This is a genomic window from Caballeronia sp. dw_19, from assembly GCF_018449515.1.
Classification (GTDB): domain Bacteria; phylum Pseudomonadota; class Gammaproteobacteria; order Burkholderiales; family Burkholderiaceae; genus Caballeronia.
Window position 1 is genome coordinate 1 of record NZ_JAAVUQ010000053.1, and the last position, 26,252, is coordinate 26,252.

At 62.1% G+C, this 26,252-nt stretch carries 21 protein-coding genes; 16 read left to right on the forward strand and 5 right to left on the reverse strand.

Annotated features, from left to right (window positions below):
* Positions 1-410: 410 nt before the first annotated feature.
* From HB376_RS37000 to HB376_RS37015, 4 genes are all read left to right on the forward strand, one after another.
* Complete coding sequence (locus HB376_RS37000; RefSeq protein ID WP_213768651.1) at positions 411-1,313, forward strand: phosphoribosylaminoimidazolesuccinocarboxamide synthase; 903 nt, start codon at positions 411-413, stop codon at positions 1,311-1,313.
* A gap of 298 nt (positions 1,314-1,611) precedes the next feature.
* The gene (gene purE / locus HB376_RS37005; protein WP_097265832.1) at positions 1,612-2,139 is read left to right on the forward strand and encodes a 5-(carboxyamino)imidazole ribonucleotide mutase; all 528 of its coding nucleotides are present in this window, start codon (positions 1,612-1,614) and stop codon (positions 2,137-2,139) included.
* Positions 2,140-2,207: 68 nt separating this feature from the next.
* Positions 2,208-3,395 (forward strand): 5-(carboxyamino)imidazole ribonucleotide synthase, encoded by a 1,188-nt coding sequence (locus HB376_RS37010; RefSeq protein WP_213768652.1) that lies wholly within the window; start codon positions 2,208-2,210, stop codon positions 3,393-3,395.
* Between the two features lie 5 nt (positions 3,396-3,400).
* Positions 3,401-4,417, forward strand: a complete 1,017-nt coding sequence (locus HB376_RS37015; RefSeq protein ID WP_213768653.1) for an L-threonylcarbamoyladenylate synthase — start codon at positions 3,401-3,403, stop codon at positions 4,415-4,417.
* A 60-nt stretch (positions 4,418-4,477) separates the two neighbouring features.
* Here the strand turns inward: HB376_RS37015 and HB376_RS37020 are convergent, their stop codons facing one another.
* From HB376_RS37020 to HB376_RS37035, 4 genes are all read right to left on the reverse strand, one after another.
* Positions 4,478-4,729, reverse strand: coding sequence for a ParD-like family protein (locus tag HB376_RS37020; RefSeq protein ID WP_255631791.1), 252 nt, complete (start codon positions 4,727-4,729; stop codon positions 4,478-4,480).
* Between the two features lie 172 nt (positions 4,730-4,901).
* Positions 4,902-6,092, reverse strand: a complete 1,191-nt coding sequence (locus HB376_RS37025; RefSeq protein ID WP_255631792.1) for an SGNH/GDSL hydrolase family protein — start codon at positions 6,090-6,092, stop codon at positions 4,902-4,904.
* 255 nt (positions 6,093-6,347) lie between these two features.
* Positions 6,348-7,847, reverse strand: a complete 1,500-nt coding sequence (gene dacB / locus HB376_RS37030) for a D-alanyl-D-alanine carboxypeptidase/D-alanyl-D-alanine-endopeptidase (protein WP_213768655.1) — start codon at positions 7,845-7,847, stop codon at positions 6,348-6,350.
* 246 nt (positions 7,848-8,093) lie between these two features.
* Positions 8,094-9,062, reverse strand: coding sequence for a LysR family transcriptional regulator (locus HB376_RS37035; protein ID WP_031359589.1), 969 nt, complete (start codon positions 9,060-9,062; stop codon positions 8,094-8,096).
* A gap of 127 nt (positions 9,063-9,189) precedes the next feature.
* Between HB376_RS37035 and HB376_RS37040 the strand changes: the two genes are divergently transcribed.
* The 9 genes from HB376_RS37040 (at position 9,190) to HB376_RS37080 (ending at position 18,886) form a co-directional block, all read left to right on the forward strand.
* Positions 9,190-10,500: an MFS transporter gene (locus HB376_RS37040; protein WP_213768656.1), complete on the forward strand. Its 1,311-nt coding sequence runs from the start codon at positions 9,190-9,192 to the stop codon at positions 10,498-10,500.
* Between the two features lie 19 nt (positions 10,501-10,519).
* Positions 10,520-11,764, forward strand: a complete 1,245-nt coding sequence (locus tag HB376_RS37045) for a Zn-dependent hydrolase (RefSeq protein WP_213768657.1) — start codon at positions 10,520-10,522, stop codon at positions 11,762-11,764.
* 13 nt (positions 11,765-11,777) lie between these two features.
* Complete coding sequence (locus HB376_RS37050; RefSeq protein ID WP_213768658.1) at positions 11,778-12,800, forward strand: histone deacetylase family protein; 1,023 nt, start codon at positions 11,778-11,780, stop codon at positions 12,798-12,800.
* Positions 12,801-12,921: 121 nt separating this feature from the next.
* On the forward strand, positions 12,922-13,584 hold the full coding sequence (locus tag HB376_RS37055; protein ID WP_213768659.1) for a response regulator: 663 nt from the start codon (positions 12,922-12,924) through the stop codon (positions 13,582-13,584).
* On the forward strand, positions 13,584-14,909 hold the full coding sequence (locus HB376_RS37060; protein WP_213768660.1) for an ATP-binding protein: 1,326 nt from the start codon (positions 13,584-13,586) through the stop codon (positions 14,907-14,909). Before HB376_RS37055 ends, HB376_RS37060 begins: the two co-directional genes overlap by 1 nt.
* Positions 14,910-14,974: 65 nt before the next feature.
* A complete protein-coding gene (locus tag HB376_RS37065; protein ID WP_213768661.1) occupies positions 14,975-16,510 on the forward strand; it encodes a DegQ family serine endoprotease in 1,536 nt (511 codons plus the stop codon).
* Between the two features lie 243 nt (positions 16,511-16,753).
* Complete coding sequence (locus HB376_RS37070; protein WP_346730653.1) at positions 16,754-17,314, forward strand: carboxypeptidase regulatory-like domain-containing protein; 561 nt, start codon at positions 16,754-16,756, stop codon at positions 17,312-17,314.
* A 262-nt stretch (positions 17,315-17,576) separates the two neighbouring features.
* Complete coding sequence (locus tag HB376_RS37075; RefSeq protein ID WP_213768662.1) at positions 17,577-17,939, forward strand: DUF427 domain-containing protein; 363 nt, start codon at positions 17,577-17,579, stop codon at positions 17,937-17,939.
* 182 nt (positions 17,940-18,121) lie between these two features.
* Entirely contained in the window at positions 18,122-18,886 is a 765-nt protein-coding gene (locus tag HB376_RS37080) for an SRPBCC domain-containing protein (RefSeq protein WP_213768663.1), read from the forward strand.
* Positions 18,887-18,915: 29 nt separating this feature from the next.
* On the opposite strand, the gene HB376_RS37085 is transcribed toward HB376_RS37080, so the two are convergent.
* Positions 18,916-19,566: a TetR family transcriptional regulator gene (locus tag HB376_RS37085; protein WP_213768664.1), complete on the reverse strand. Its 651-nt coding sequence runs from the start codon at positions 19,564-19,566 to the stop codon at positions 18,916-18,918.
* Positions 19,567-20,021: 455 nt separating this feature from the next.
* Here HB376_RS37085 and HB376_RS37090 point away from each other — a divergent pair, with 455 nt between their 5' ends.
* From HB376_RS37090 to HB376_RS37100, 3 genes are read left to right on the forward strand one after another with little or no spacing between them, the layout of a single operon-like run.
* A complete protein-coding gene (locus HB376_RS37090) occupies positions 20,022-21,275 on the forward strand; it encodes an efflux RND transporter periplasmic adaptor subunit (protein WP_213768665.1) in 1,254 nt (417 codons plus the stop codon).
* A 28-nt stretch (positions 21,276-21,303) separates the two neighbouring features.
* Positions 21,304-24,495, forward strand: coding sequence for an efflux RND transporter permease subunit (locus HB376_RS37095; RefSeq protein ID WP_213768666.1), 3,192 nt, complete (start codon positions 21,304-21,306; stop codon positions 24,493-24,495).
* 1 nt (position 24,496) lies between these two features.
* Positions 24,497-26,137, forward strand: a complete 1,641-nt coding sequence (locus tag HB376_RS37100; protein ID WP_213768667.1) for an efflux transporter outer membrane subunit — start codon at positions 24,497-24,499, stop codon at positions 26,135-26,137.
* Positions 26,138-26,252 lie beyond the last annotated feature (115 nt).

Consider the following 26,252-nt stretch of genomic DNA (forward strand, 5'->3'; position numbering starts at 1 on the left):
ACACCAACCCGGCATTGACTCTGACCGCTAACCCCAGAACCGACCACCCCGGCATTGACCCCTGACCACTGGACGACTGGACGACTGGACGACTGGACGACTGGACGACTGGACGACTGGACGACTTTTTTTGAGATAGCCATCCTCAACAGCATAGCGGGCGGTTTCGCCGAAAACCTTACCCTCGATGAACCAAAACCGGGCCGTCCGCCCGACCGGTTTACAATAGCGGTGAGTCGCGCTTGTCGCCCGGTTTTGCGCCGGGCATCAATACGAAGAATGAATGCAAAGGCTGACCCCGGGCGCATGACAGGGCCAGTCGACACGAACCGCCGTTCCCGCAATTCCGGGGAACGGCGTGTTGGTTTTTTCTCTCAGCCTGATTTGCGGCACTTTTCCGGTAGATGACGATGTCCACCTCACATTCCCCGCTGTACGAATCCACGCTGAAATCGTTGCCCCTGCTGGGGCGCGGCAAGGTCCGCGACAACTACGCAGTCGGCAACGACAAGCTCCTGATCGTCACGACCGATCGCCTCTCGGCGTTCGACGTGATCATGGGCGAGCCCATTCCGAACAAGGGCCGCGTCCTGAACCAGATGGCCGATTTCTGGTTCGCGAAGCTCTCGCACATCGTGCCGAACCACAATACCGGTATCGATCCGGCAACGGTTGTCGCCGCCGATGAAGCCGATCAGGTCAAAGGCCGCGCCGTCGTGGTGAAGCGCCTCGAGCCAATCCTGGTGGAAGCGGTCGTGCGCGGTTATCTGGCCGGCAGCGGCTGGAAGGACTATCAGGCAACGGGTTCGGTCTGCGGCGTGACATTGCCGCCGGGCCTGAAGAACGCCGAAAAGCTGCCCGAGCCGATTTTCACGCCGGCAGCGAAAGCGGAAATGGGCCATCACGACGAAAACATCACCTACGATGAGATGGAACGCCGGATCGGCACGGAACTTTCGGCGACCATCCGCGAGATTTCGATCAAGCTGTATAAGGAAGCGGCCGAGTACGCGGCGACGCGCGGCATCATCATCGCGGACACGAAGTTCGAATTCGGGCTGGACACGCGCGGCGAACTGTTCCTGATGGACGAAGTGCTGACGGCGGATTCATCACGCTTCTGGCCGGCCGATGGGTATCAGGTCGGCACGAACCCGCCATCGTTCGACAAACAATTCGTGCGCGACTGGCTCGAAACGCAATCGTGGGGCAAAACGCCTCCGGCGCCGAAGCTCCCCGACGATGTCATCGCGAAAACGGCCGAGAAGTACGAAGAAGCGCTGCAACGGTTGACCGGGCAGTCGCTGGCGTAATTTTTTAGGCGGGGCCGGCCTGGCGCGCAATTCCGCTCGATTCTGCGGGCGGGTCCGGTGGCTCAAACGTGATAACGGTGACGGCAAAAGCTGTCCGGAATCAGCGCACGAGAGCAACGGACCGAAGCAACGGACCGAAGCAACCGGGCCGAAGCAACGGACCCGATTAACGGACCCCGGCGTCCGGCCCTGCAGCGCCCAGTCCCCAAAGCCGTTCCATGACGACTGAAATGCTTTCTATCCGCATCACCCGAAAAAGGCCGCCAAAGGCCTGTCCACCCCAAAGGAATGCAGCACGATGAGCGAAGTCCAGACCGCCACCGCGGCCCACACGCATGACGCACCGTTGATCGGCGTGTTAATGGGTTCCAGTTCCGACTGGGACGTGATGAAAAACGCGGTCGCGATCCTCCAGGAATTCGGCGTGCCTTACGAAGCCAAGGTGGTGTCGGCTCATCGCATGCCCGACGAAATGTTCGCCTACGCCGAAAGTGCGCGCACGCGCGGGCTGGCCGCGATCATCGCGGGGGCGGGCGGCGCGGCGCATCTGCCGGGCATGCTCGCCGCCAAAACCACGGTGCCGGTGCTGGGCGTGCCGGTATCGAGTAAATATTTGAAGGGTGTGGACTCGTTGCATTCGATCGTGCAGATGCCCAAGGGCGTGCCGGTGGCGACGTTTGCTATCGGCGAGGCGGGCGCGGCGAACGCGGCGTTGTTCGCGGTTTCCATACTCGCTGTCACCCAAACCGCTTACGCGGACAAACTCGCGGCATTCCGCGCGCGCCAGAACGACGCGGCGCACGCCATGGTCCTGCCGCCGCTATAAACGCAGCAGTTTTACGGAACACCTCCGGCACTATTTCCGGCCCGAGACCGACTGACCGACCCCACAAGATGAACGCACACACCCAACCCAGTTCTCCCATCCAGCCGGGCGCATGGCTCGGCATGGTCGGCGGCGGCCAGCTCGGCCGCATGTTCTGTTTCGCCGCACAGTCCATGGGCTATCGCGTGGCGGTCCTCGATCCGGACGAGACGAGTCCGGCCGGTTCCGTCGCCGATAAACACATCCGCGCCGCGTACGACGACCCTTCCGCGCTGACCGAACTCGCGCGTTTGTGCGCGGCGGTATCGACGGAATTCGAGAACGTGCCGTCCGCCAGCCTCGATTTCCTCGCGAAAACGACCTTCGTGAGCCCCGCCGGCCGGTGCGTCGCCATCGCGCAGGATCGCGTGGCGGAGAAGCGGTTTATCGCGAGCACTGGCGTGCCTGTGGCGCCGCATGTGGTGATCGAGTCGCCCGAGGCGCTGGCCGCTTTAAGCGACGAACAGATCGCCGCCGTGCTGCCGGGCATTCTGAAAACGGCCCGTCTCGGTTATGACGGCAAAGGCCAGACGAGCGTGCGCAACGTCGATGAAGTGCGCACCGCGTACGGTTCGCTCGCGGGCGTGCCTTGCGTGCTCGAAAAGCGCATGCCGCTCAAGTTCGAGGTGTCCGTGCTGATCGCGCGTGCCGGCGACGGGAAGTCGGTCGTCTTTCCGCTCGCGCAGAACGAACACGTCGGCGGCATCCTGGCGAAGACCGTCGTGCCGGCGCCGGACGCGTCGCCCGCGCTCGTCGCCCAGGCACAGGACGCGGCGCTCACGATCGCCGCGAAGCTGGATTACGTCGGCGTGCTGTGCGTGGAGTTTTTCATCTTGGAAGACGGCACGCTGATCGCCAATGAAATGGCGCCGCGTCCGCATAATTCCGGCCATTACACCGTCGATGCCTGCGCTACCAGCCAGTTCGAACAGCAAGTCCGCGCGATGACCGGCATGCCGCTTGGCGACACACGTCAGCATTCGCCGGCCGCCATGCTGAATATTCTCGGCGACATCTGGTTCGAGGGCACGAAAGCGCGCACGCCGCCGTGGCATGACGTGATCGCGTTGCCGACCGCGCGGCTGCATCTGTACGGCAAGGAGGAAGCGCGGGCCGGCCGGAAGATGGGCCACGTGAATTTCACCGGCGCCACGCTGGAAGAAGTGCGCACGGCGGCGCGCGATTGCGCCCGCATGCTGCACATTGCGCTGGATTAACGTTGATGACTTTCGAAGCTCCCACCGTCGCGCAGATCCAGGAGGCGGCCGCGTTGCTCGATGCCGGGCAACTCGTCGCGTTTCCGACTGAAACCGTCTACGGACTGGGCGGCGATGCCGAGAATCCCGAGGCCATCGCAAGGATCTATGCGGCGAAAGGAAGGCCGTCGAATCATCCGGTGATCGTGCATCTCGCGCCCGGCAGCGACCCGGCGTACTGGGTTCAATCCCTTTCAGCCGATGCGCAGAAACTGATCGATGCCTTCTGGCCCGGCCCGCTCACGCTAATTCTGAAGCGCGCGGCGCACGTGCCGGCGGCTGTCAGCGGCGGGCAGGATTCCGTCGCTATCCGCTGTCCGTCGCATCCAGTCGCGCAGGCGCTGCTCACGACCTTCAGCACTTTGCGCGATGGTCATGGCGGCGTGGCGGGGCCATCGGCGAACCGGTTTGGGCATGTCAGCCCGACCACGGCGCAACATGTCCGCGATGAATTCGGCGCAAGCGTGCATGTGCTGGATGGCGGGGCGGCGAAGGTGGGTATCGAATCGACGATTCTGGATTTATCGCGGGGCTTTCCCGCCTTGCTCCGGCCGGGACATGTGAGTCCGATCGAGATTGCCGATGTGCTTGGCGTGATGCCACGTCTGCCCGATGGCACCGACGCCAGCGCGCCGCGCGCCTCCGGCACACTGAAGGCGCATTACGCGCCGCGCACGCCGCTCAGCTTGTTGCCGTTCGCGGCGCTGGAACCGTTGCTCGCTGCGCATCCGTTCGATGCCAGCAAGAAGCTGGCGCTGGTCGCGCGGGCATCGAGCGCGGGTAAATGGGCGGACGCGCCGAACGTGCATTTCATCGCCGCGCCCGACGATCCGCAGAGCTACGCCCGCGAACTGTACGGGCTGCTGCGCGCGCTCGATTGCGCTGATGTCGAGAGGATTCTGATCGAGACGCTGCCGGTATCGGCGGAATGGAGCGCGGTGAACGACCGGCTGGGGCGTGCGGCAGCGGCGTTTGAGGGGTAGAGGCGCGGCGGGCTGGTGTCCTGCAAAGCAGGATTAGCTAAAAAACCTTTCGAAGTGTCATCACGAAGAGAATTGATATTCCGCTAGCTGACCCGCTTTGGCTTCTTCGACCGCGAGGAGCGTGACCTGGATGAACTGGACGGGAAGCTCAGGATTCTCTTCAACCGCCTTTCCGAGTCTCGCCCAATACTCGATTTGCTTTGGAACCGAGCAATTTTTTGCCGTCGCATGCGGCTTCGCAATCTCGATCAGTTCATCCGATAGTTTGAGTGGCACCGCCATGATGAAGGCCTTCTGAAGTAGGAGAAGCATTATGGCTGATATGCGATTTTTGCAGCCTGCGTGCCCGGAGATTATGGCTTTCTGATCAAAGGCCGCCATCCTCGCGAAGACCGTCGAATAGAGCCTCGGCCGCCCCTCCAAAAAGCAAAACGCCCGGTCTTCCGACCGGGCGTTTCAACATCATCGGCTCATCCGGCCGCGCTTATTTCCCCAGCCCGCTCGCAGCAATCTGCTGTTCCACGTACGTGGAGAACAGCGCATGCAGATGCGTCGTCGGATGGACCGTATCGGCGTACATATACGTCTGGTCCGCGCCGGCAACCGTGTAGGTTTGCGGCGAGCAGAACAGCGACGTAGCGAATGCCGAGGGGTCCGGCTCGCCCAGCTTGGTCGCGGCGGCGGTCATCGCGGCGAGATTACAGGCGGTGTCCGTATTCGATACCGTGAAGCCGTTCGCCTGAAAGTTCGCCTGGATGCCGTCGACCCAGGTGTAGGCATCGACGTAGACCACCTTCGACAACAAGCCCGACTGCTGCAGCGCGCCTTTCAGCGTGCCGTTGAACAACTGCGTTACTTGCGACAAAGTCACGCCTTTATCGGCGCTGGCCAAGCCCTCAGGCGATCCGCCGATGTCAGGAATCGCCGATACCACCACGTGTGTCGCGCCGGCTTGGACCACCCGGCCAACGACCGTCGCCAGGTCGATTGCCGCCTGGCTGATGGCGGTCGTCGCGGCGGTCGTCGCAACAGTGCCCGCTGCCGTAGCCTGCGCCGGCGTGATGGTTCCCGCGGCGAGCTGGGCCTCGATGTCGGCGGCAGTCGCTTGCTCCACGGTCAGGTTGTAGAAGATGTCGTTGGCGCCGCCGTTCACCAGCACGAGCTGGTTCGCGTTGAACGTGCCATAGGTCCCAATGTACTGGGTCACCTGGTCGTTGATCGGGACAGTCGTGGCCTGCGCAAAGTCGGCGTTCGCCGTGCCCGGGGTGGCGTGGCCAACGCCCGGTTGCGACGTCACGCGTGAGCCGCCTTGTGCATAGCCCAAACCGCCGGCCGGCGAAAGCGGGATGCCGAAGCCGCCGGTGTTCGCCGCCGTCAGCGTGCTGCCGTAATACTGCGCCACGTTCTGGGTCCAGATCTGGCCGGGGTTCGTCGTGAAGCGGCCGCCGCCGAAGCTTGCCGTTGCGACTGGTGCATACGTGCCGACGTCCGAGAGACTGTCGCCGAACGACACCGCTTGCAGTTTCACGCCGCCCGCTGGCGTGTTGTTATTGTTGTTATCGCTGCCGCCGCCGCACGCGGCCAGCATGGCGAACGCGGCGCACGCAGTGGCCGTCTGGATAGCGAGCAGCCAGCGCGTTTGACGCGCGGCGGGTTTCGTCAGGGCGGGTTTCATCGACTTCATCTCCTCGTTCCTCGTTTATCTGGTCATGTGGTCTGCACGCCGCTTCGAGGTTGCTGTCGGCTGGCTTTCCGCTTGAGCGTTGGCTTCGAATCTTCGAACAACATGCACTGCGAACAATGCGTGTCGTCGGCCAAGCGTGGCGATAGCTTACCGAATCTTTAAGAGGATTTGAGATTGTTTCCTACGAGGGTTTGCCTGTGCTTGCAGACCGCGCGCCCTCGGGTTCTAAGTCGGCCAGGAAGCGGCTCATTCAGCCGGTCCCGTGCGGCGCGCGCCCTCGTAAACCCACTCGAGCAGCGCGTCATGCGCCGCCCGGGCCGCTTCGGCACGCGGGTCGTTGATAAAACTCACCACCACGTAGCTCTCGCCATTCTCCGCGCCCACGTAGCCGGCGATGGCCCGCACGTCGCGCAGCGTGCCCGTCTTGATGTGGGCGTTGCCGCCCGCGCCCGCGTTGGTGAGCCGGTTGCGCATGGTGCCGTCCACGCCCGCGATAGGCAACGACTCCACGAAGACCTGCGCCACCGGGCTCGAATTCGCGGCCGTGAGCAGGTCGGCGAGCGATTGCGCCGTGATGTGTTCTTCGCGTGACAGGCCCGAGCCGTTATCGAGGTAAAGGTCGGTCATGGGCAGCGCGTTGTGATGCAGGAACGCCGTGATCGCCGCCGATGATTTCTGCGTGGTCGCGGGCGGTTTGCCCATCGCGGCGCCGATGGTCAGGAACAGGTTGCGCGCCATCACGTTGTTGCTGAACTTGTTGATGTCGCGAACGATGTCCGACAGCACCGGGCTGCGGTGCGTGCCGACGAGCCGCGCGCTGACCGGCGTCGGGCCTTCGCGGGTGGTGCCGTTGAAGGTGCCGCCCGCCTGTTTCCAGAGCGCGAGGAAGCCGCCGGCAAAGAAGGTGGAATGGTCTAGCGCAGCGACGTTGATGGTGCGCGGGCCGCAGCGCAGCGGATAGTCGCCGATAAACGACGCCTGCACAAAACCGCCCGTGGTTTGCGCCACGCTCGGCGACGCCGCCGGCAGCGAGCCCGCGCAAGCGCCGCGCGTGACCTTGAGTTCGTTGTCGATCTGCAACTGCGCGAGTTGCGGCAGCACATCGATTGCAACCTGGCCGTCGGGGCTCGGCGTCAACGTGAACGACAGCGACTTGAACGCATACAGCAGCGGGTCCGGGCCGACGTTGTAGGGTGCGCTTTCGTCGGAGTCGAAGGCTGGGAGATCGCGCGTGGAGGCATCGAAGTAACGTTTGTCCAGGACCAGCGCGCCGTCAATGCCCGTAATGCCGTTGCGGCGGATCTGGTCCACCAGGTCGATGAGTTCTTCCGGCACGAGTTTCGGGTCGCCGGTGCCCTGGATGTACAGGTTGCCGTGAAGGACGCCGTTTGCATCGACTTCACCGTCGGCGTAGGCCGTGGTTTTCCAGCGGTAATCCGGACCCAATAACGACAAGCCCGAGTACGTGGTGACCAGCTTCATGGTGGAGGCGGGCATCATCGGCTGGTTGGCGTTGATCGCAACGAGCGGCACGCCGCCGCTGCCAATTCGCTCGACCACGACGCTCATCGACGAAAGCGGCACGTGGGCGCGTGCAAGCGCCGCCATGACAGTGGCCGGCAGCGGACCGGCGGGGACCGCGACGCGCTGGAATTTCGTCTTCTTCGCCGTTGCGCGTTTCGGCGTTGGTTTCTGCGTTTCCGCCTTCGAGCCGCCACCACCGCGGGCCTCGACGGGCGTGTTCATCGCAAAGGTGAAAGTGGCTGCGGCTATAACCAGGGTCGCGGCTGCGCGCCAACGTTTGGCAAGTGGATTTGTCCTGTGCAAAAAGGGTGCTCTATACATGTGGTCGGATCGTGATGTGGTGCGGTTTTGCAGATTGCAGGGCGAGGGTGCCCCAAGCGGTGCGGCTATTGTATGGGGGTTCTGCTTACGGTTTAAGGTTTGCGGGCTTTCAACCGGCAGCGGGTGCGACGCCTTGGCGCTTGGGCCTCAGCGCGGGGCGAGCCGTTCGGGCAGTGAATAACGCTGCATCGTGCGCTCCATGCCATCGAGGAACGCCTGCTCCGCCGCGTTCATCTTGCGTCCGCGATGCCACAGCAGATCGACGTCGACATCGACCAGACCCTCTTCCGGCGGCAAACGCCACAGGCGCTGCTGCGTAAGGTCGTCACGGACAATGTGCTCGGGCAGGCAGCCGATGCCATACCCCGCGAAGATCAGCCGCCGCACTTCGTCCAGACTGGGCGACGCCGCCACGATCCGTCCCGTGAACCCACGCTGGTCGCGAAAGACGGTCAGCGGCGACAGGCTGTCGCCAATCTGGTCGCTCGTGAATGACACGAAGTTCTCCGCGAGCAAATCTTCCATGGTCAGCCCATGCCGCCCGAACAGCCGATGGTACCGGCCACAAAAAATGGCATATCGCTGGCGCAGGAAACAACGCTGCTCGAGTTTATCGATAGGTGTACGGCACAGGCTGAGCCCCGCCGTCGCGGTTTTTTGCAGCAGAGACGAAATGATGTCCGACGACCGCATTACCTCGATATGCAAGTCGATACGCGGATAAGTCCGGTGGAATTCGCCGAGAAACTCGTCGTACACGCCTGAATCGATGCGGCTCACCGTGAGCAGGCGGATCGAACCGGTGATGTCTTCGCTGCGGTCATCGAGCTCGGTTTCGAGCCTCGACATATGGCCGTAGATATCGCTTGCGATCCGGTACACCTCTTCGCCCGCGTGCGTTGGCTCGAAGTGCGGGCCACGGCGCTGGATCAGGTTGCGCCCGAGCGTGTCTTCCAGGCGCTTGAGCGCCTGGCTCACCGCCGGTTGCGTCAGATGCAGGCGCGCGGCGGCGCGGCTCACGCTGCGCTCCTGCATGATGACGAGGAAGGTCCGCAGCAGGTTCCAGTCGAGCCGGTCGTTCAGGAACCGCGCAATATCTACACGCCGTTGAGCCATGGGGAAATGTCCTGGATATTAGTAAAACTTATACGGCGAATAATAAATCGAAATTGGACTAATGTTTTATGGCTGGCGATAAAACGCCCTGACTATCTGCATTAAAACAAGCGAATCAGGAGCCACCGTGACCCCAACACTCAGTCCGACTCGCCAGCCCGTGCGCGCGGCGGCCGCCGCTTTCATCGGTACGATGATCGAGTGGTACGACTTTTATATCTACGCCACCGCCGCCGCGCTTGTGTTCGGTGAGCTGTATTTTCCGTCGCACGATCCGTTCATCAGCACGATGGCGTCGTTCGCCACGTTCGCCGTCGGGTTCTTCGCGCGGCCCTTGGGCGGGCTGATCTTCGGTCATCTCGGCGACAAGATCGGCCGCAAGAAAGCGCTGATGACCACGCTGATGATGATGGGTGTGGCGACCGTATGCGTCGGCTTGCTGCCGGCTTACGCGAAGGTCGGTCTGCTCGCGCCGGTGCTGCTGGTGTTGCTGCGCGTGGTGCAGGGCATTGCGGTGGGCGGCGAATGGGGCGGGGCGGTGCTGATGGCGGCCGAACACGCGCCTAAAGGGAGGCGGACGTTTTTCGCATCGTTCGCGCAACTCGGCAGCCCGGCCGGACTGATTCTTTCGCTCGTCGCGTTTCGCGCGGTGACGTCGATGCCGCATGAGGCGTTCATCGCGTGGGGCTGGCGCCTGCCGTTTCTGGTGAGCGCGGTGTTGCTTGTGGTCGGCATCTTGATTCGAATGGGCGTGAACGAGTCGCCGGAATTCGAGCGCGAGAAGCTGTCCAGGCGCACGGTGGAATTGCCGATTGCCGAAGTGTTCCGTTCGTCGGGCGCGCTGGTCGCGTTCTGCATCGGCGCGAATACGATTGGTATTGCCGGCGTGTATTTCACCAATACCTTCATGATTTCGTACACCACACAGTATGTGGGCGTGACGAAATCGCTGATCCTCGATTGCCTGTTTGCGGTTGCGATCATCCAGTTCCTCACGCAGCCGCTAGCCGCGTTGCTCGCCGAAAAGATCGGCAGTGCGCGCTTCCTGAAGCTCACGGCCCTGTGCGCGATGATCTCGCCGTACCCCATGTTTATCCTCGTGCAAAGCGGCAACATGGTGTCGATAATTATTGGCATCGCGATTGCCGTGGTCTGCATGGCGAGCTTTTATTCGGTCATCGCGGGTTTTGTCAGCGGCGTGTTCCCGGTGCGTGTGCGCTACTCCGCGATCTCGATTTCGTATCAGGTCTGCGGCGCGATTGCGGGCGGCTTGACGCCGCTTGTAGGTACCTGGCTTGCACATAAATTCACCGGGCAATGGTGGCCGCTGGCGGTGTTTTATACGTGTCTCGCCGGGATTTCGCTGCTGTCGATCGTCGCGCTTGATGCATTGAAACATCGTCGCGCCGATGCACCGGAAGCACTGGCTACTCGCTGAATCTAGAGGATAACGAAGCATGTTGAAAATCGACGGCCCACGCCTGTGGGCGACCCTGACGGAGATGGCGAAAATCGGCGCGACGCCCAAGGGCGGCGTGCGTCGTCTTGCGCTGACGGAAGAAGACCGGCGCGGCCGCGAGTTGTTCGCCACGTGGTGCAGCGAAGCGGGAATGACGGTGCGTACCGATGAAGTCGGCAACCTGTTCGCGCGTCGTGACGGCTCGAATGCGAAAGCGAAACCCGTGCTGATCGGCAGTCATCTGGATACGCAGCCTGAAGGCGGTCGCTTCGATGGCGTCTACGGCGTTCTGGCCGCGCTCGAAGTCGTGCGCACGTTGAACGATCACGGCGTGGTGACGGAGAAGCCCATCGAGATTGTCTCGTGGACGAACGAAGAGGGCGCGCGTTTCACACCGGCCATGCTTGGCTCGGCGGTGTTTGTCGGCGCGACGCCGCTGGAAACTGCATTGCAGACGAAGGACGCAGACGGCGTGACGTTGCGCGAGGCTTTGAATGAAAGCGGTTGCGCCGGAACGCGCGGACTTGGCGTAGAAAACGTTGATTCGTATTTCGAAGCGCATATCGAACAAGGGCCGATTCTGGAGAGCCACGGCAATCCTATCGGCGTTGTTACAGGCGGTCAGGCGATCCGCTGGCTTGATGTCGAAGTGACGGGCGTGGCCGCCCACGCTGGCACGACGCCGATGCCGTATCGGAAGGACGCGTTGTTTGCGAGCGCGGCGATGGCGCTTGAACTTGAAGCTATCGCGCAACGTTTCGCGCCGCTCGGCTTGGTCACGATTGGTCAGGTGGACGTGCCGAATTCATCGCGTAACACCATTGCCGGGCGCGTTGCGTTCACCGTCGATCTGCGTCATCCGGATGACAAGAAAATCGACGCGATGGAACACGAAGTCCGCACGGCCTTCGGCAAGATCGCCGGGGATCGTGGGCTTGAAGCCGCCATCGCAACATACTGGAAAAGCCCTGCCACGCCGTTTGATTCCGCGTGCGTAGATCTTGTGGAAGAAGCCGCGGAAGGCTTCGGCTACGCATACGAGCGTATTGTCAGCGGCGCGGGTCACGACGCCATCCACCTCGCGCGGCACGTGCCCACGGCGATGGTTTTTATCCCGTGCGTAGATGGTCTTTCGCACAACGAAGCCGAGGACGCGCTCCCCGAAGACGTCACCTGCGGCGCGAATGTTTTGATCAATGCGGTACTGGCGCGCGCGGTGATCGGCTCGACGGTTGACGCATAACAAGGACCGGACAATGCTGACTTATTTCCACCCCTCACAACTGAAACATCATCCACGCACGTACCTTTCTCGTGGTCAGATGCGCACGCCGCAGGAGATTGCCGAGCGCGCGTTGCGGCTGGTCGAGGCGTCGAAGGCCATGGGTTTCGATGTCCGCGAACCCGCCGACTTTGGCGCTGCGCCGCTCGCTGCCGTGCATGGCATGAACTACTTGCGCTTCCTTGAGGAAGCGCATCGCGAGTGGAAGAAGGTGCCGGCTGAATGGGGCGACGAAGTAATGTCGAATGTGTATATCCGCGAGAACAATCCGCTGCGTGGCGTGCTTGGACAAGCAGCACGTTATCTCGCCGATGGCAGCTGCCCGGTCGGCCCCGACACGTACGAATCCGCCTACTGGTCGGCGCAAAGTGCGCTGGCGGGGGCGAACGCGATCATCGAAGGCGCGCGCGAGGCGTATGCGTTGTGCCGGCCGCCGGGGCATCATGCGCGCGCTGAAGCCGCGGGCGGTTTCTGTTACCTGAACAACGCAGCAATCGCGGCACAGGCGCTGCGTGGGAAATACGGCCGCGTCGCCATCCTCGATACCGACATGCACCATGGCCAGGGCATACAGGAAATCTTCTACGATCGCAGCGACGTGCTGTATGTCTCCATCCACGGCGACCCGACGAACTTCTACCCGGTCGTGGCCGGCTTTGACGACGAGCGCGGCGAGGCCGCCGGCGAAGGATACAACGTGAATTTGCCGATGCCGCATGGGTCATCGGAGGAAGTGTTTTTTGATTCCCTCGATACCGCCACGCGTGTGCTTGAGCGCTTCCAGCCGGACGTTCTGGTGCTGGCGCTGGGCTTTGACATCTACAAGGACGATCCCCAGTCGATGGTCGCGGTGACAACCAAGGGTTTCGGCAAGCTGGGCGCTCAGATTGGCGCGCTGAAATTGCCGACGTTGATCGTGCAGGAGGGCGGGTATCACATCGATACGCTGGAGGTGAATGCGCGCGCATTCTTCGATGGGTTTGGCGCGGGACGTTGAAGCAAGGGGAGGGGGGAAACCGCTGCCCCTTGTCTTAAGGCCCCTTTAAGCCCGCCTTAACTCGTCCCGGCTAGAATGAACGTCCGGGCTGCAAAGCCAAGACAAGCCGTGACCCAAATCGATGCGAATCCTACTGGTAGAAGACGACCGAATGATTGCGGAAGGCGTCCGCAAGGCGCTGCGCAACGACGGATTCGCGGTGGACTGGGTGCAGGACGGTGAAGCGGCCCTGACGGCGGTAGGCGGCGAACCTTACGATCTCATGCTGCTGGACCTGGGCCTGCCGAAACGCGACGGTCTCGATGTCCTCAAAAGCCTGAGAGCAAAAGGCAACGCATTGCCCGTGCTCATCGTCACCGCTCGGGACGCCATTGCCGACCGCGTAAAAGGCCTGGACGCCGGCGCCGACGACTATCTGGTCAAGCCCTTTGACCTCGACGAACTGGGCGCCCGCATGCGCGCCCTGATCCGCCGCCACGCCGGCCGCGGCGACTCCCTGATCCGACACGGCGCATTAACGCTGGACCCCGTGGGCCACCAGGTCACCCTGGAAGGCAACCCCATTGCCCTCTCCGCCCGCGAATTCGCGCTGCTCGAAGCCCTGATGGCACGCCCGGGCGCGGTTTTATCGAAGAGCCAGCTTGAAGAAAAAATCTACGGCTGGGGTGAGGAAATCGGCAGTAACACGGTCGAGGTCTACATCCATTCGCTGCGCAAAAAGCTCGGGCCTGACCTCATCCGCAATGTCCGTGGACTCGGTTACATGGTATCGAAGGAAGCCTGATGCATTCCATTCGCCGCCAATTGCTGGTCTGGCTGCTGGCACTGGTGATCGTCGGCGTGGGGTTTGCGGGCTGGCTGATCTATCGTCAGGCGCTGGCCGAAGCGAACGAACTGTTTGATTATCAACTGGAACAGATTGCGGCCGCGCTGCCGTCGGAACCGTTTTCGTCCGTGCTGCAATCGCGCAGCGACAGCGACGAAGGCGTCGTGATCCAGATCTGGAACCGCAACGGCGTGCTCATGTATTACTCGCACCCGCGCGTACCGCTTGCGCCGCATGCGGAGCTGGGGTTTTCCACCGAATCCACGCCGCGCGGCGTATGGCGCGTCTACAGCGCGATTGTCGGCGATAACGTCGTCCAGCTCGCGCAGCCGGTGTCCATCCGCAATCGGCTGGCGGCCGGTGTGGCATGGCGGACCTTATGGCCCCTGGTAGTGCTGCTGCCGCTGCTCGGCCTGGCAATATGGATCATCGTCGGACGGGGTTTGAAGCCGCTGCAGCGCGTCACCCGCGCGCTCGACACGCGTCATCCCGAAGCGCTGGAGCCTTTACCCGACAACCGTTTGCCGGAAGAAGTCGTGCCCGTCGTGCGCGCGTTGAACGCGCTGCTCGTTCGCCTCGCGACCGCGCTGGATACGCAAAAGGCTTTCGTCGCCGACGCCGCCCACGAGCTTCGCACGCCGCTCGCCGCCGTGCAGATCCAGTCGCAACTGGTGGCGCGCGCGAAGGACGACGAGTCGCGCAAGGAAGCGCTCGACGACCTGCAAGCGGGTATCACGCGCGCCACGCGTCTGGCCGAGCAACTGCTTGCACTTGCGCGCTCCGAACCCGACGGCAAGCGTGAAACCAAGCCCGTGGACCTGCACGCGCTGCTGGATGAATGCGTTGGCGCGTCCGTGCTGGTGGCGCAACAGCGCGGTGTCGACCTGGGCATTGAAGCGAACGAACCGGCAACCATTTCCGGCGATGCCAACGCGTTGCGCGTGATGTTCAACAATCTCATCGACAACGCCACGAAATACACGCCCGACGGCGGACGGGTGGACGTCTGCCTGCAGGTGGACAACGGCACTCCCACGGTGGAAATCGCCGATACGGGCCCGGGCATTCCCGCCGATGAGCGCGAGCGGGTGTTCGACCGGTTTTATCGAGCGGGAATGGGCGCCAGCCGGGCGCGCACGGACGTGGCGGGCAGCGGCCTGGGCCTCGCGATCGTGCGCCGGATCGCGATGCAGCATGACGCGAAAGTTTCGCTCGCCGAATCGAAAAGCGGCGGTTTGCTGGTCTCCATTCAATTCAAATCTGCTTTAAATACCCCGCTTTAAGTGCCCTTTAAGCGGCGCCTCGTAATCTTCGTTTCATTCTGAAGCGCATCCCCGAGGAGCACACGATGAATTCGAAGATCATTTCCCGCAGCGCCATTGCGGTAGCCGTTGCCGCCGCCTTGTCGGCGGGTTACGTCGCAGGAAACCGGAACGTCCCGGCACCGCAGGTCATCACACCGGCACAAGCCGCCATGATGCCGGCCGAAGCCGCTGCAAAGACCGGTATTCCGGATTTCTCCGGCCTGGTCGAAACCTACGGCCCGGCGGTCGTCAACATCAGCGCGAAGCACGTGGTCAAGACCGCGTCGCGCCGCAACGGCATGAATGGCGGCGGGAATGGCGGCAATCCGCAATTGCCGATTGATCCGAGCGATCCGTTCTACCAGTTCTTCAAGCACTTCTACGGTAATGGCGTGCCGGGCATGGGCGGCAACGACGGCCAGAACGCCGCCGATACCCCCAGCGAAAGCCTGGGTTCGGGCTTTATCGTGAGCAGCGATGGTTACATCCTGACCAATGCACACGTGGTGGATGGCGCGAACGTCGTCACGGTCAAGACCACCGACAAACGCGAATACCGCGCGAAAGTAATCGGCTCGGACAAGCAGTCGGATGTCGCCGTGCTGAAGATCGATGCGAAGAACCTGCCGACCGTCAAGATTGGCGATCCGAACGGCAGCAAGGTCGGCCAGTGGGTGGTTGCGATCGGCTCTCCTTACGGGTTCGATAACACCGTGACGTCCGGCATCATCAGCGCGAAATCGCGCTCGTTGCCGAACGAGAACTACACACCGTTCATCCAGACCGACGTGCCGGTGAATCCGGGTAATTCCGGTGGTCCGCTCTTCAACCTGCAAGGCGAAGTGATCGGCATCAACTCGATGATCTATTCGCAGACCGGTGGCTTCCAGGGGCTTTCGTTCGCAATCCCGATCAATGAAGCCATGAAGGTGAAAGACGCGCTGGTGAAGACGGGCCATGTGGATCGCGGCCGTCTTGGCGTGACTGTGCAGGGCATGGACCAGACGCTCGCGAAGTCGTTCGGCCTGCAAAGCCCGAATGGCGCGCTCGTGAGTTCGGTCGAAGCGGGCGGTCCGGCGGCGAAGGCCGGCCTGCAGCCCGGCGACGTGATCCTCTCAGTCGATGGCCAGCCGGTTGCGGATTCGAACGCGTTGCCGTCGCAGGTGGCGGCGCTCGCGCCGGGCACCACGACGAAGGTGCAGGTCTGGCGTGACAAGGCTACGAAGGACCTGAGCGTGACCGTGGGGACGTTGTCCGATGCCAAGACCGCAAGCGCGGGGCAGGGTGCCGACAAGGCCGATTCGGCATCGCAGGATGCGCGGTTGGGCGTTGCGGTCCGGCCACTGACGCCTGAAGAGAAGCAGAGTGCATCGCTGTCGCGTGGTCTGCTCGTGCAACAGGCGGGCGGCGCGGCGGAAAGCGCAGGCATCCAGGCGGGCGACGTGATCCTGGCGGTCAACGGCCAGCCTGTCACGACCGTGCAGCAATTGAAGACGATGGTGGCTCACGCTGGCGACAGCATCGCGTTGCTGATCCAGCGCGACGATGCGCAAATCTTCGTGCCGGTGGATCTCGGCTGATTGGGGATGATTGCCGGGTGATTTATTTAAATGTCGACTGAACGTCGGCCGATGCGGGAACAGGGCGGCGCCGGGTAGGCAACGGCGCCGCCCTGAAAATAGGGTGGATGCAGGTACGAACCGTGCTCATAGCTTCTCTCCCGAACCGCTTCGGCCCGACTGCCTGAAACATCGTGTGCTGGACGGCGGGAGACAAGCGGAACGCCGATGAAGGCGTCTGAAGTCCATAAGGAGCCGATCACGATGACCAAGACGACTAAAGCAGCGATTGAAGCAACTACCGAGTCAAACACTGAAGCAAACACCGGCGCGTTGACTAAACACCACAGGTCCGCCGTGAGAAAGGCGTCCATTGCCCTGCTAGCGGCCGTGACGACGTTCGGGATGGCTGGCGGTGCATTCGCGCAGACCGTGGGCGGGGGAACGAGCGACACGAGCAGCGCCGGCAACACGAACGGCGGCGGGCTGCCGCAGATCCAGACACAGGGCGACGTGTCGTTCACGTCCGGCGGCGTGGGGCTGGACGAATCGCACGCGCTGATTCGCGAGCAGGCGCATTGGCCGCTTTCGTTGCGTTTCACGGGGCCGACGTCGGACTATCTCTCTGACGTCCACGTGCGGATTGCCGATGCAAAGAACGCCGAAGTCCTCAAGACCGACGCCATGGGTCCGTACATGCTGGTGAAGCTGCCTCCAGGCCACTACACGGTCTATGCCCGCTACAAGGATTCAGAAAAGAAGCAAGGGGTGACGGTGGCCGGTAACGGTGGAGCGAAGGCTGATTTCCATTGGTCCATGCAATAAACGGTTTAAACACCATCAGACGCACCATGCGCCGCAGTGGGAAACCGTACGCAAAACCGCATATGAAACAAACGACTGCGGCGATGCTTTAAATATGGCCCAGGGTGTGGCGCAGGTACCAAAGACGTTGGCGGGGCTTGCACAGGCACCCCAAAGTTGTCTCATAATGAAAGCCACGGGTCCCGGAAAACCCGTGGTTTTTTTATGTCGCTGCTGCAAACGCGGCGGTGGCGGTTTAGTTTTTTTGTACCGGGAGCGCGCGATGAGCACCGACACCCATCACATTGAAATCTCGCTGAATACGCGACGCCATCGCGTGATTCATCAGGGCGTGACATTCGCCGACACCCGCGCAGCCTTGACGCTGATCGAAACAGGCAACGATCCGGTGCATTATTTCCCGCGCGCCGACGTCAATCTGGCACGGCTCTCAAAATCCACGCATACCTCGCATTGCCCCTACAAGGGCGATGCTACGTACTACCATCTGCTGACGGAGGACGGTCCGGTCGAAAACGCCGTCTGGAGTTACGAGCAGCCGAAAGAAGGCGTCGCGCAAATTAAAAATTATCTGGCGTTTTATCCGTCGCGGATCGATCGTATCGACGAGACGGCGGGTACCTGAAACCCCAGGTCGAAATCAAAACAGTCGACTGGCATGAGACCAGAGCAAGCGCTATGGGACCAGAGTAGGCGCTGAAGCGCCAACTCTGGTCGACACGCTAACTCTGGTCGACCGCAGATACCTGCATGGGACCAGAGTAAGCGCTGAAGCGCCAACTCTGGTCGACACAACGGGAGGGCCCGATGGAAGTAGCCGATGCCTTATGCATTCCGCTCGAACCCGCTCAGGTGCGCGAGGCTTTGGGAGATCTTGCGCTGGTGCGCGCGAGTATCGATAACTGCGAATCGCTGGTGCGTCTTGCCGGTGGCGAATACACGTTGAGGCTGACGGTGCCGCTTGGCGCGTTGCGGGCGCACTACGCGATTCGGGCACATGTTGCCGACGCAACCCGTTTGCCGCGCCATGATGGCCAATCCGGCGATGTCGACGCGCAAACCCTCAGTTTCAAGGCGCGTGGCGAAGGCGTGGGATCGTTGCGCGGACAAATCGCGGTGGCGCTGATTCCGGACGCGAACAGCGCATCGACGTGGATTGAATACACCGTCTGGGCGACGCTCACCGGGCCGCTGGCAGGTTTGCCGGCACGCCAGATCGAAAACTCGCTGCGCGAAGTTGCCGACGATTTTTTTATCGAATTCTGCGAAGTCGTACGCGCGAAGCATGGTCAGCCGCCAGCGGTTGTGCCCGGCCCCGCTGTTTCGCGCCGGCACGTATTCTTGCGACCGATCTCCATGTCGGCGGCGTTCGCGCGTCACGGCACGCCGGCCGCGCAAAAATCCCGCACGGCGGCAACCGCCGATGCTATTGGCGGTGTATTGCGCCACCGGTTGCCCGGTCACGCGCCTCGCCATCCTCATCCGCACAGCCTGCCCGCATGGGCGTGGGTCGCGATGATCTGCTGTGTCGCCGTGTTCCTGTTTCTCGCGCAGCGCTACGGCCTGCGATAGCACCGCCGGCATTTTCGGCTAGCCCGCGGTTACAGAGGTCCGGCGGGACGCAGCAGCATGTGGGGGCTGTAGCGCATGACGTCGAAACAGGAATCGATCAGGCGCTCGGCATCATTCTTGAGGTCGATGCTCTCGGGCCACATCAGTGAGTCGTACAGAATGCCGGTGAAGAGCGCGTGCAGGATGGTGGTGGCGTGATGTGTATCGAGCAACGCCGGCAACTGGCCTTTATCAACCGCATTGCGCAGTCCGCGCTCGATCTTCTCTTTCCCCTCGCGCATGTTCGTCTGATGCCGCTCGCGCACCGGCCCCATGTCTTCCACGAACTCACATTTCAGAAACAGGATGTCGAATACGCGCCGGCGCTGCTCGTCGAGCGCGATATTGCGCATGCACCAGATGAAGATGTCGCGGATCCGGCCAAGCGGATCGGCCTCTTTGGTGTCGAGCGTTGCTTCGACCAGTTCATCCAGCGGCAACAGGCTGCGGTCGAACATGGCGGTGAACAGGTCGCCCTTGTTTGCAAAATGCCAATAGATTGCGCCGCGCGTAACGCCGGCTTCCAGCGCGATGTCGGCTAGTGTGGTGCGCGAAACGCCTTTCTCGAAAAAAACCCGTTCTGCCGCATCGAGAATACTATTGCGCGTCTCCGCCGCTTCTTCCTTGGTTCGTCTGACCATTGTTTCGTGGGTCCCAGCTAGCTCGCCTCGGCGCGATAAATGAGCGCCGTCTTACATTTGTACTGCAGCGACGTCAACCATTTGTTCATCGCTCGCCAGCCCTTCGAGACGATTCCCCTCGCACTGCTCTTGTTCACGTACGATCGTCTCTTTTACGTTCATTCATGAATGTATATACAATACCATCCGTCCAACGATAGCCCAAGTAGCACTGACCGGTTAATATCCGACACAGCTTTCATTCCGCCGTCCGTCCGCGTGGTCCATCCCTAAGGTCGTTGTCAGCGGCAGCCGTACATAGAGACGGCTCCCGGCGCGGAGGAACAATGATGGTCGGGGCACTGGTTTTTGCGCCCAATGGCTACTGGTAAGCGTCTTCAGACGCTCGTAGCGGCCCGCCCGTAGAAGGCGGCCGCGCACTTATTTCAATCTCAGTCTTTGACAGAGGTCGCTCCATGCGCGTCGAACGGGTTCCATTCCGCTTAATCAGTGCCGCGACGGCTGCCGTGATTCTTGCAGCCTGCGGACAAAAACAATCAGCACCGCCGCCCCAGACGCCCGAAGTCGGGGTCGTCACGATTCAACCCACCACCGTTCCTGTCGTGAGCGAACTGCCCGGCCGCACGAGCGCGTTTCTTGTCGCCCAGGTTCGTGCACGGGTCGACGGCATTGTGTTGCGCCGTGATTTCACGGAAGGCGCGGACGTGAAGGCCGGCGATCGACTTTACAAGATTGATCCGGCGCCGTACATCGCGGCCCTGAATACCGCCAAGGCGACGCTCGCCAAGGCGCAGGCCAACGTGATCACGCAGAACGCCCTGGCGGCGCGCTACAAGATCCTCGTCGCGGCAAACGCGGTCAGCAAGCAGGACTACGACAACGCCGTGGCGACTCAAGGGCAGGCCGTGGCCGACGTTGCGTCGGGCAAGGCCGCAGTAGACACCGCGCAGATCAACCTCGGTTATACGGACGTAGTGTCGCCTATCACGGGCCGCACGGGTTTGTCGCAGGTCACGCCGGGTGCTTACGTGCAGGCTAGCGCCGCGACGCTGCTGACCACCGTGCAACAACTCGATCCGGTCTATGTCGACCTGACGCAATCGAGCGTGGACGGTCTGAAGCTGCGCCGCGATATCCAGGAAGGCCGCTTGCAAACCAGCGGCGCCAACGCCGCCAAGGTGACGTTGATTCTCGAAGACGGCCGCGCGTATCCGGAAGCGGGCAAGTTGCAGTTCTCCGACGTGAGCGTGGACCAGGGCACCGGTTCGGTCACGGTGCGCGCGATTTTCCCGAACAAGGACCGCGTGCTGCTGCCGGGCATGTTCGTGCGCGCCAGTATTGACGAGGGTGTGAACGACAAGGCGCTGGTGGTCCCGCAAGTCGGCGTGACGCATGACCAGAAGGGCCAGCCGACGGCGCTGGTGGTCGGCCCGGACAACAAGGTCGTGTTGCGTCAACTGGTGACGTCGGGTACCTACGGCGACAAGTGGGTCGTGGATAGCGGCCTGAATCCGGGCGATCGCGTGATCGTGCAGGGGACGGAAAAAGCCCGGCCCGGTGCAACCGTGAAGGCTGTCGATGCACAACTGCCGGCTCAGGCGGCGTCAGACGCTGGCGCGGGCGCGGCTCCGGCTGCTGCCGTCGCTGGCGCAAGCGGCGCGGCGGCTTCGAGCAATCCGGCACCCGCATCCGCGGCATCAGGCGCGTAATCAGGCGCAATAAAAGGGAGCCTGTTTCATGGCAAAGTTCTTTATCGATCGCCCGATTTTTGCGTGGGTGATCGCCATTATTCTGATGCTGGCGGGGATCGCTTCGATCTTCACCTTGCCGGTCGCGCAGTATCCGACCATCGCACCGCCGGCCATTCAGATCAGTGCTACGTACCCGGGCGCGTCCGCCAGCACGGTGGAAAACACGGTAACGCAGGTGATCGAGCAGCAGATGAGCGGCCTCGATCACTTGCTCTACCTGTCTTCCACCAGTGATGACTCCGGCACGGCCACCATTACGCTGACCTTCGCGGCCGGTACGAATCCGGACATCGCGCAGGTTCAGGTGCAGAACAAGCTGCAACTCGCGACGCCGCTCTTGCCGCAAGCCGTTCAGCAGCTCGGCTCCAAGGTGACGAAGTCGAGCAGCAGCTTCTTGATGGTGATGGCATTCGTTTCCACGGACGGCAGCATGGGCCGTTACGACCTCGCTAACTACGTGGCGTCGAAGGTGGAAGATCCGGTCAGCCGTATCGACGGGGTGGGGACGGTGACGTTGTTCGGCTCGCAATTCGCCATGCGGATCTGGCTGGATGCGACCAAGCTGAACAACTTCGCGTTGACGCCGCTCGACGTGACGAACGCTGTCGCCGCGCAGAACGTGCAGGTGGCAGGCGGCGGCCTGGGCGGTACGCCGGCGGTGCCGGGCCAGATGCTGCAGGCGACCATTACGGAAGCCACGTTGCTGCAAACGCCTGAGCAGTTCGGCAACATCCTGCTGAAGGTGAATCAGGATGGCTCGCAAGTGCGCCTGAAGGACGTGTCGCGCATCGAGCTGGGCGGTGAAAACTACAACTTCGACACGAAGTACAACGGTCAGCCGACCGCCGGCTTCGGTATCCAGCTCGCCACGGGCGCCAACGCGCTGAACACGGCGAAACTGGTGCGCGCGAAGATCGACGACCTGTCGAAGTATTTCCCGCCGGGCCTGGTCGTGAAGTATCCGTACGACACCACGCCGTTCGTGAAGCTGTCTATTGAGGAAGTGGTCAAGACGCTGATCGAAGGGATCGTGCTGGTGTTCCTGGTCATGTATCTGTTCCTGCAGAACCTGCGGGCTACGCTGATCCCGACCATCGCCGTGCCGGTCGTGTTGCTGGGTACCTTTGCGGTCATGGGGCTGGTGGGTTTCTCCATCAATACGCTCTCCATGTTCGGGCTGGTGCTCGCCATCGGCTTGCTGGTGGACGATGCGATCGTGGTGGTGGAAAACGTCGAGCGGGTGATGGCCGAGGAGGGCTTGTCTCCAAGGGATGCCACCCGCAAGGCGATGGACCAGATTACCGGCGCGCTGGTGGGCGTCGCGCTCGTGCTGTCGGCCGTGTTCGTGCCGGTGGCGTTCTCGGGCGGGTCGGTGGGCGCGATCTACCGGCAGTTTTCGCTGACCATTGTTGCGGCCATGATCTTGTCCGTGCTGACCGCGTTGATTCTGACGCCGGCATTGTGCGCGACCCTCCTGAAGCCAATCGAGAAGGGTCATCACGACGAGAAGAAGGGGTTCTTCGGCTGGTTCAACCGCACTTTCGCCAAGAGCCAGGACAAGTATCACAGCGGCGTGCAGCACGTTATCCGCCGCTCGGGCCGTTGGCTGATCATCTATCTGGTCGTGATCGTCGCGGTGGGTTTCCTGTTCGTCCGCCTGCCGAAGTCGTTCTTGCCTGACGAAGACCAGGGCACGATGTTCGTGCTCGTCCAGGCGCCAGCGGGTTCGACGCAGGAGCGTACGGCCAAGGTGCTCGCCGACGTAACCAACTGGCTGCTGACGGACCAGAAAGACATCGTCGAAGCGGTCTTTACGGTGAACGGCTTCAGCTTCGCGGGCCGCGGCCAGAACGCGGGCCTGGTGTTCGTGCGGATGAAGGATTACGGCGAACGGCAGCGCGCGGACCAGAAGGTGGGCGCGCTGGTCGGACGCATGTTCGGGCACTTCGCGGGCTATAAGGACGCGATGATCATCCCGGTCAATCCGCCGTCCATTCCGGAACTGGGCACGGCGTCGGGCTTCGACTTCGAGTTGGAGGATCGCTCGGGTGTTGGTCACGCAAAGCTGATGGAAGCGCGCAACATGCTGCTCGGCATGGCGGCGAAAGACCCCACGCTCGCGCAGGTTCGTCCTAACGGCCTGAACGATACGCCGCAGTTCAAGGTGAACGTGGATCGCGAGAAGGCGAATGCGCTGGGTCTGTCGCCTGCGACCATCGACAACGTGTTCTCGATCGCGTGGGCTTCGTCGTACGTGAACAACTTCCTGGACGTCGATAACCGGATCAAGAAGGTCTACGTACAGGGCGACGCGCAGTTCCGCATGAGCCCGGAAGACCTGAACAAGTGGTACGTGCGCAATAGTGCCGGCGCGATGGTTCCGTTCGGTGCGTTCGGTACGGGCGAATGGATCTACGGTTCGCCGAAGCTCGAACGCTACAACGGTATTTCAGCGGTTGAAATCCAGGGTGCGGCAGCGCCGGGTAAATCGACGGGTCAGGCCATGCAGGCCATCGAGGCGATCGCGGCGAAGTTGCCGGCCGGTATTGGTTACGAATGGACGGGCTTGTCGCTGCAGGAACGCCAGTCGGGTTCGCAGGCGCCAATTCTTTACGGCATCTCGATTCTCGTCGTGTTCCTGTGTCTCGCGGCGTTGTATGAAAGCTGGTCGATTCCGTTCTCGGTGATCATGGTCGTGCCGCTCGGTATTTTGGGCGCGTTGCTCGCGGCCACTTTGCGCGGGCTCGAAAACGACGTGTTCTTCCAGGTCGGCTTGCTGACTACGGTGGGGTTGTCGGCGAAAAACGCGATTTTGATCGTGGAATTCGCACGCGATTTGCGCAGTCAGGGCAGGACTACGGTCGAAGCGGCAATGGAAGCGGCGCGCTTGCGGTTGCGCCCGATTCTGATGACGTCGCTGGCGTTCATTCTCGGCGTGCTGCCGCTTGCAATCAGTAACGGCGCGGGTTCAGCCAGCCAGCACGCAATTGGTACAGGCGTGATCGGCGGGATGTTGACCGCAACCTTCCTGGCAATTTTCATGATCCCGATGTTCTTTGTGGTGATCAGCAAAATCAGCCACGACAAGGGTACGCCGCACCACGAACACGACGGCGATGGCAACGGCGGCAATGGTGACCACGGCGGCACGCCTGCTCCGGCCAAGGAAGGACATTGAGATGCTAAAACACTCCTTGATAGCGGCAGCGGTCGCGCTTTTTGCGGCTGGCTGCACGATGGCGCCGAAGTACGAGCGCCCGGCGGCGCCCGTCGACCAGACGTTCCCGACGGGCGGCATCTATGACAGGCAGCCGGACGCGGCTTCGCCAGGCGGCGCGGCGCAGGCAAAGCCGGCGGTGGACATCGGCTGGCGCGATTTCTTCGTCGACGCGCGCTTGCAGCAGATCGTTGCAATCGCGCTGAAGAACAACCGCGATCTGCGGGTGTCCATGCTTAACGTGGCCGCGGCGCGCTCGCAGTATCAGATCACGCGTTCCGAGTTGCTGCCCACGCTTGACGCAGTCGGGTCGCAGACCAAGACGCGAACGCCGAGGGATCTGTCGTTGTTTAATCAGACGCTCTCTACCGACTATTCGGTCGGGGTGAACGCGTCCTGGGAAATCGACTTCTTCGGGCGGATTCAGAGCTTGAAGGATCAGGCGCTCGAGCAGTATTTCGCGCTTGCGGAAACACGCAAGGCGGCGGAAATCTCGCTGGTGTCGCAAGTCGCCGACCAGTACCTGACCATGCTTTCGGACGACGACCAGCTCACCGTCACGCGCAATACGCTGAAGACGGCGCAGGAGTCGTATCGGATCACGAAGCTGCAATTCGATAACGGCGTGGGCACCGAGCTCGACGTGACTCAGTCCGAGGGCATCCTGCAGCAGGCTGCCGCCAACCTGCAGTCGCAATTGCGTCTGCGGGCGCAGGCCGAGAATGCGCTGGTGCTGCTGATCGGTGAGCCGTTGCCGGCAGATTTGCCGCCGGGCCTGCCGCTCGACAGCCAGAACCTGCTCGCCGATATCCCCGCCGGGCTGCCTTCGGACCTGCTTGTGCGGCGCCCGGATATTGCGTCGGCGGAGCATTCGCTGCTCGCGGCGAACGCGAATATCGGTGCGGCGCGTGCGGCGTTTTTCCCGAAGATTTCACTGACGGGTAACTTCGGGACGCTCGCGCCTTCGCTTGGCACGTTGTTCAAGCCGGGTTCGGCGGCGTGGTCGTTCGCACCGCAAATCTCGATTCCGATTTTCGAGGGCGGCGCTAACCTGGCCAACCTGGATTTGGCTCAGATCCAGAAGCGCATCGAGATCGCGAATTACGAGAAGGCGATCCAGACGGCGTTCCGCGAAGTAGCGGACGGGCTGGCCGCGCGCGGCACGTACGACGAGCAGATCAGGGCGCTGGAGTTGTATGTGAAGTCGCAGGCTCGCGGGCTGGAGCTGTCGGATATGCGGTATCGCAACGGCGTGGACAACTATCTGAGCGTGCTGACGGCCCAGACGAACCTGTACACCGCGCAGCAGTTGCTGATTACGGCGCGGCTGAACCGGGTGACGAATCTCGTCGATTTGTATCGTGAGCTGGGCGGCGGCTGGGTCGAGCATGCGGGCGATCAGCCACGTCCTTCGGATGCAATGCCGAATTACCGTGATATCGGCACGCCGACGGCAGCTGTTGCGCCTGCGGCTTCCGGTACGACGGTCAGCTCGGCTTCGGCTTCGGCGGGTTCTGCGAAGCTGGTACCGGTACAACATCTGGTGCCGGCGGCGAAGCCGCAGGTTGATGCCGAGGGGAAAACAGTGGGATCGGCAGGGTAAATTTGTAGGTGATTCAGATGTTGAAAAACCGCAGCCTTTTGGGGCTGCGGTTTTTTTATTGGTCTCTCAGGTTTGCACTGACATCGATTCGCGCAAGGAATTTTATGAATGGTCT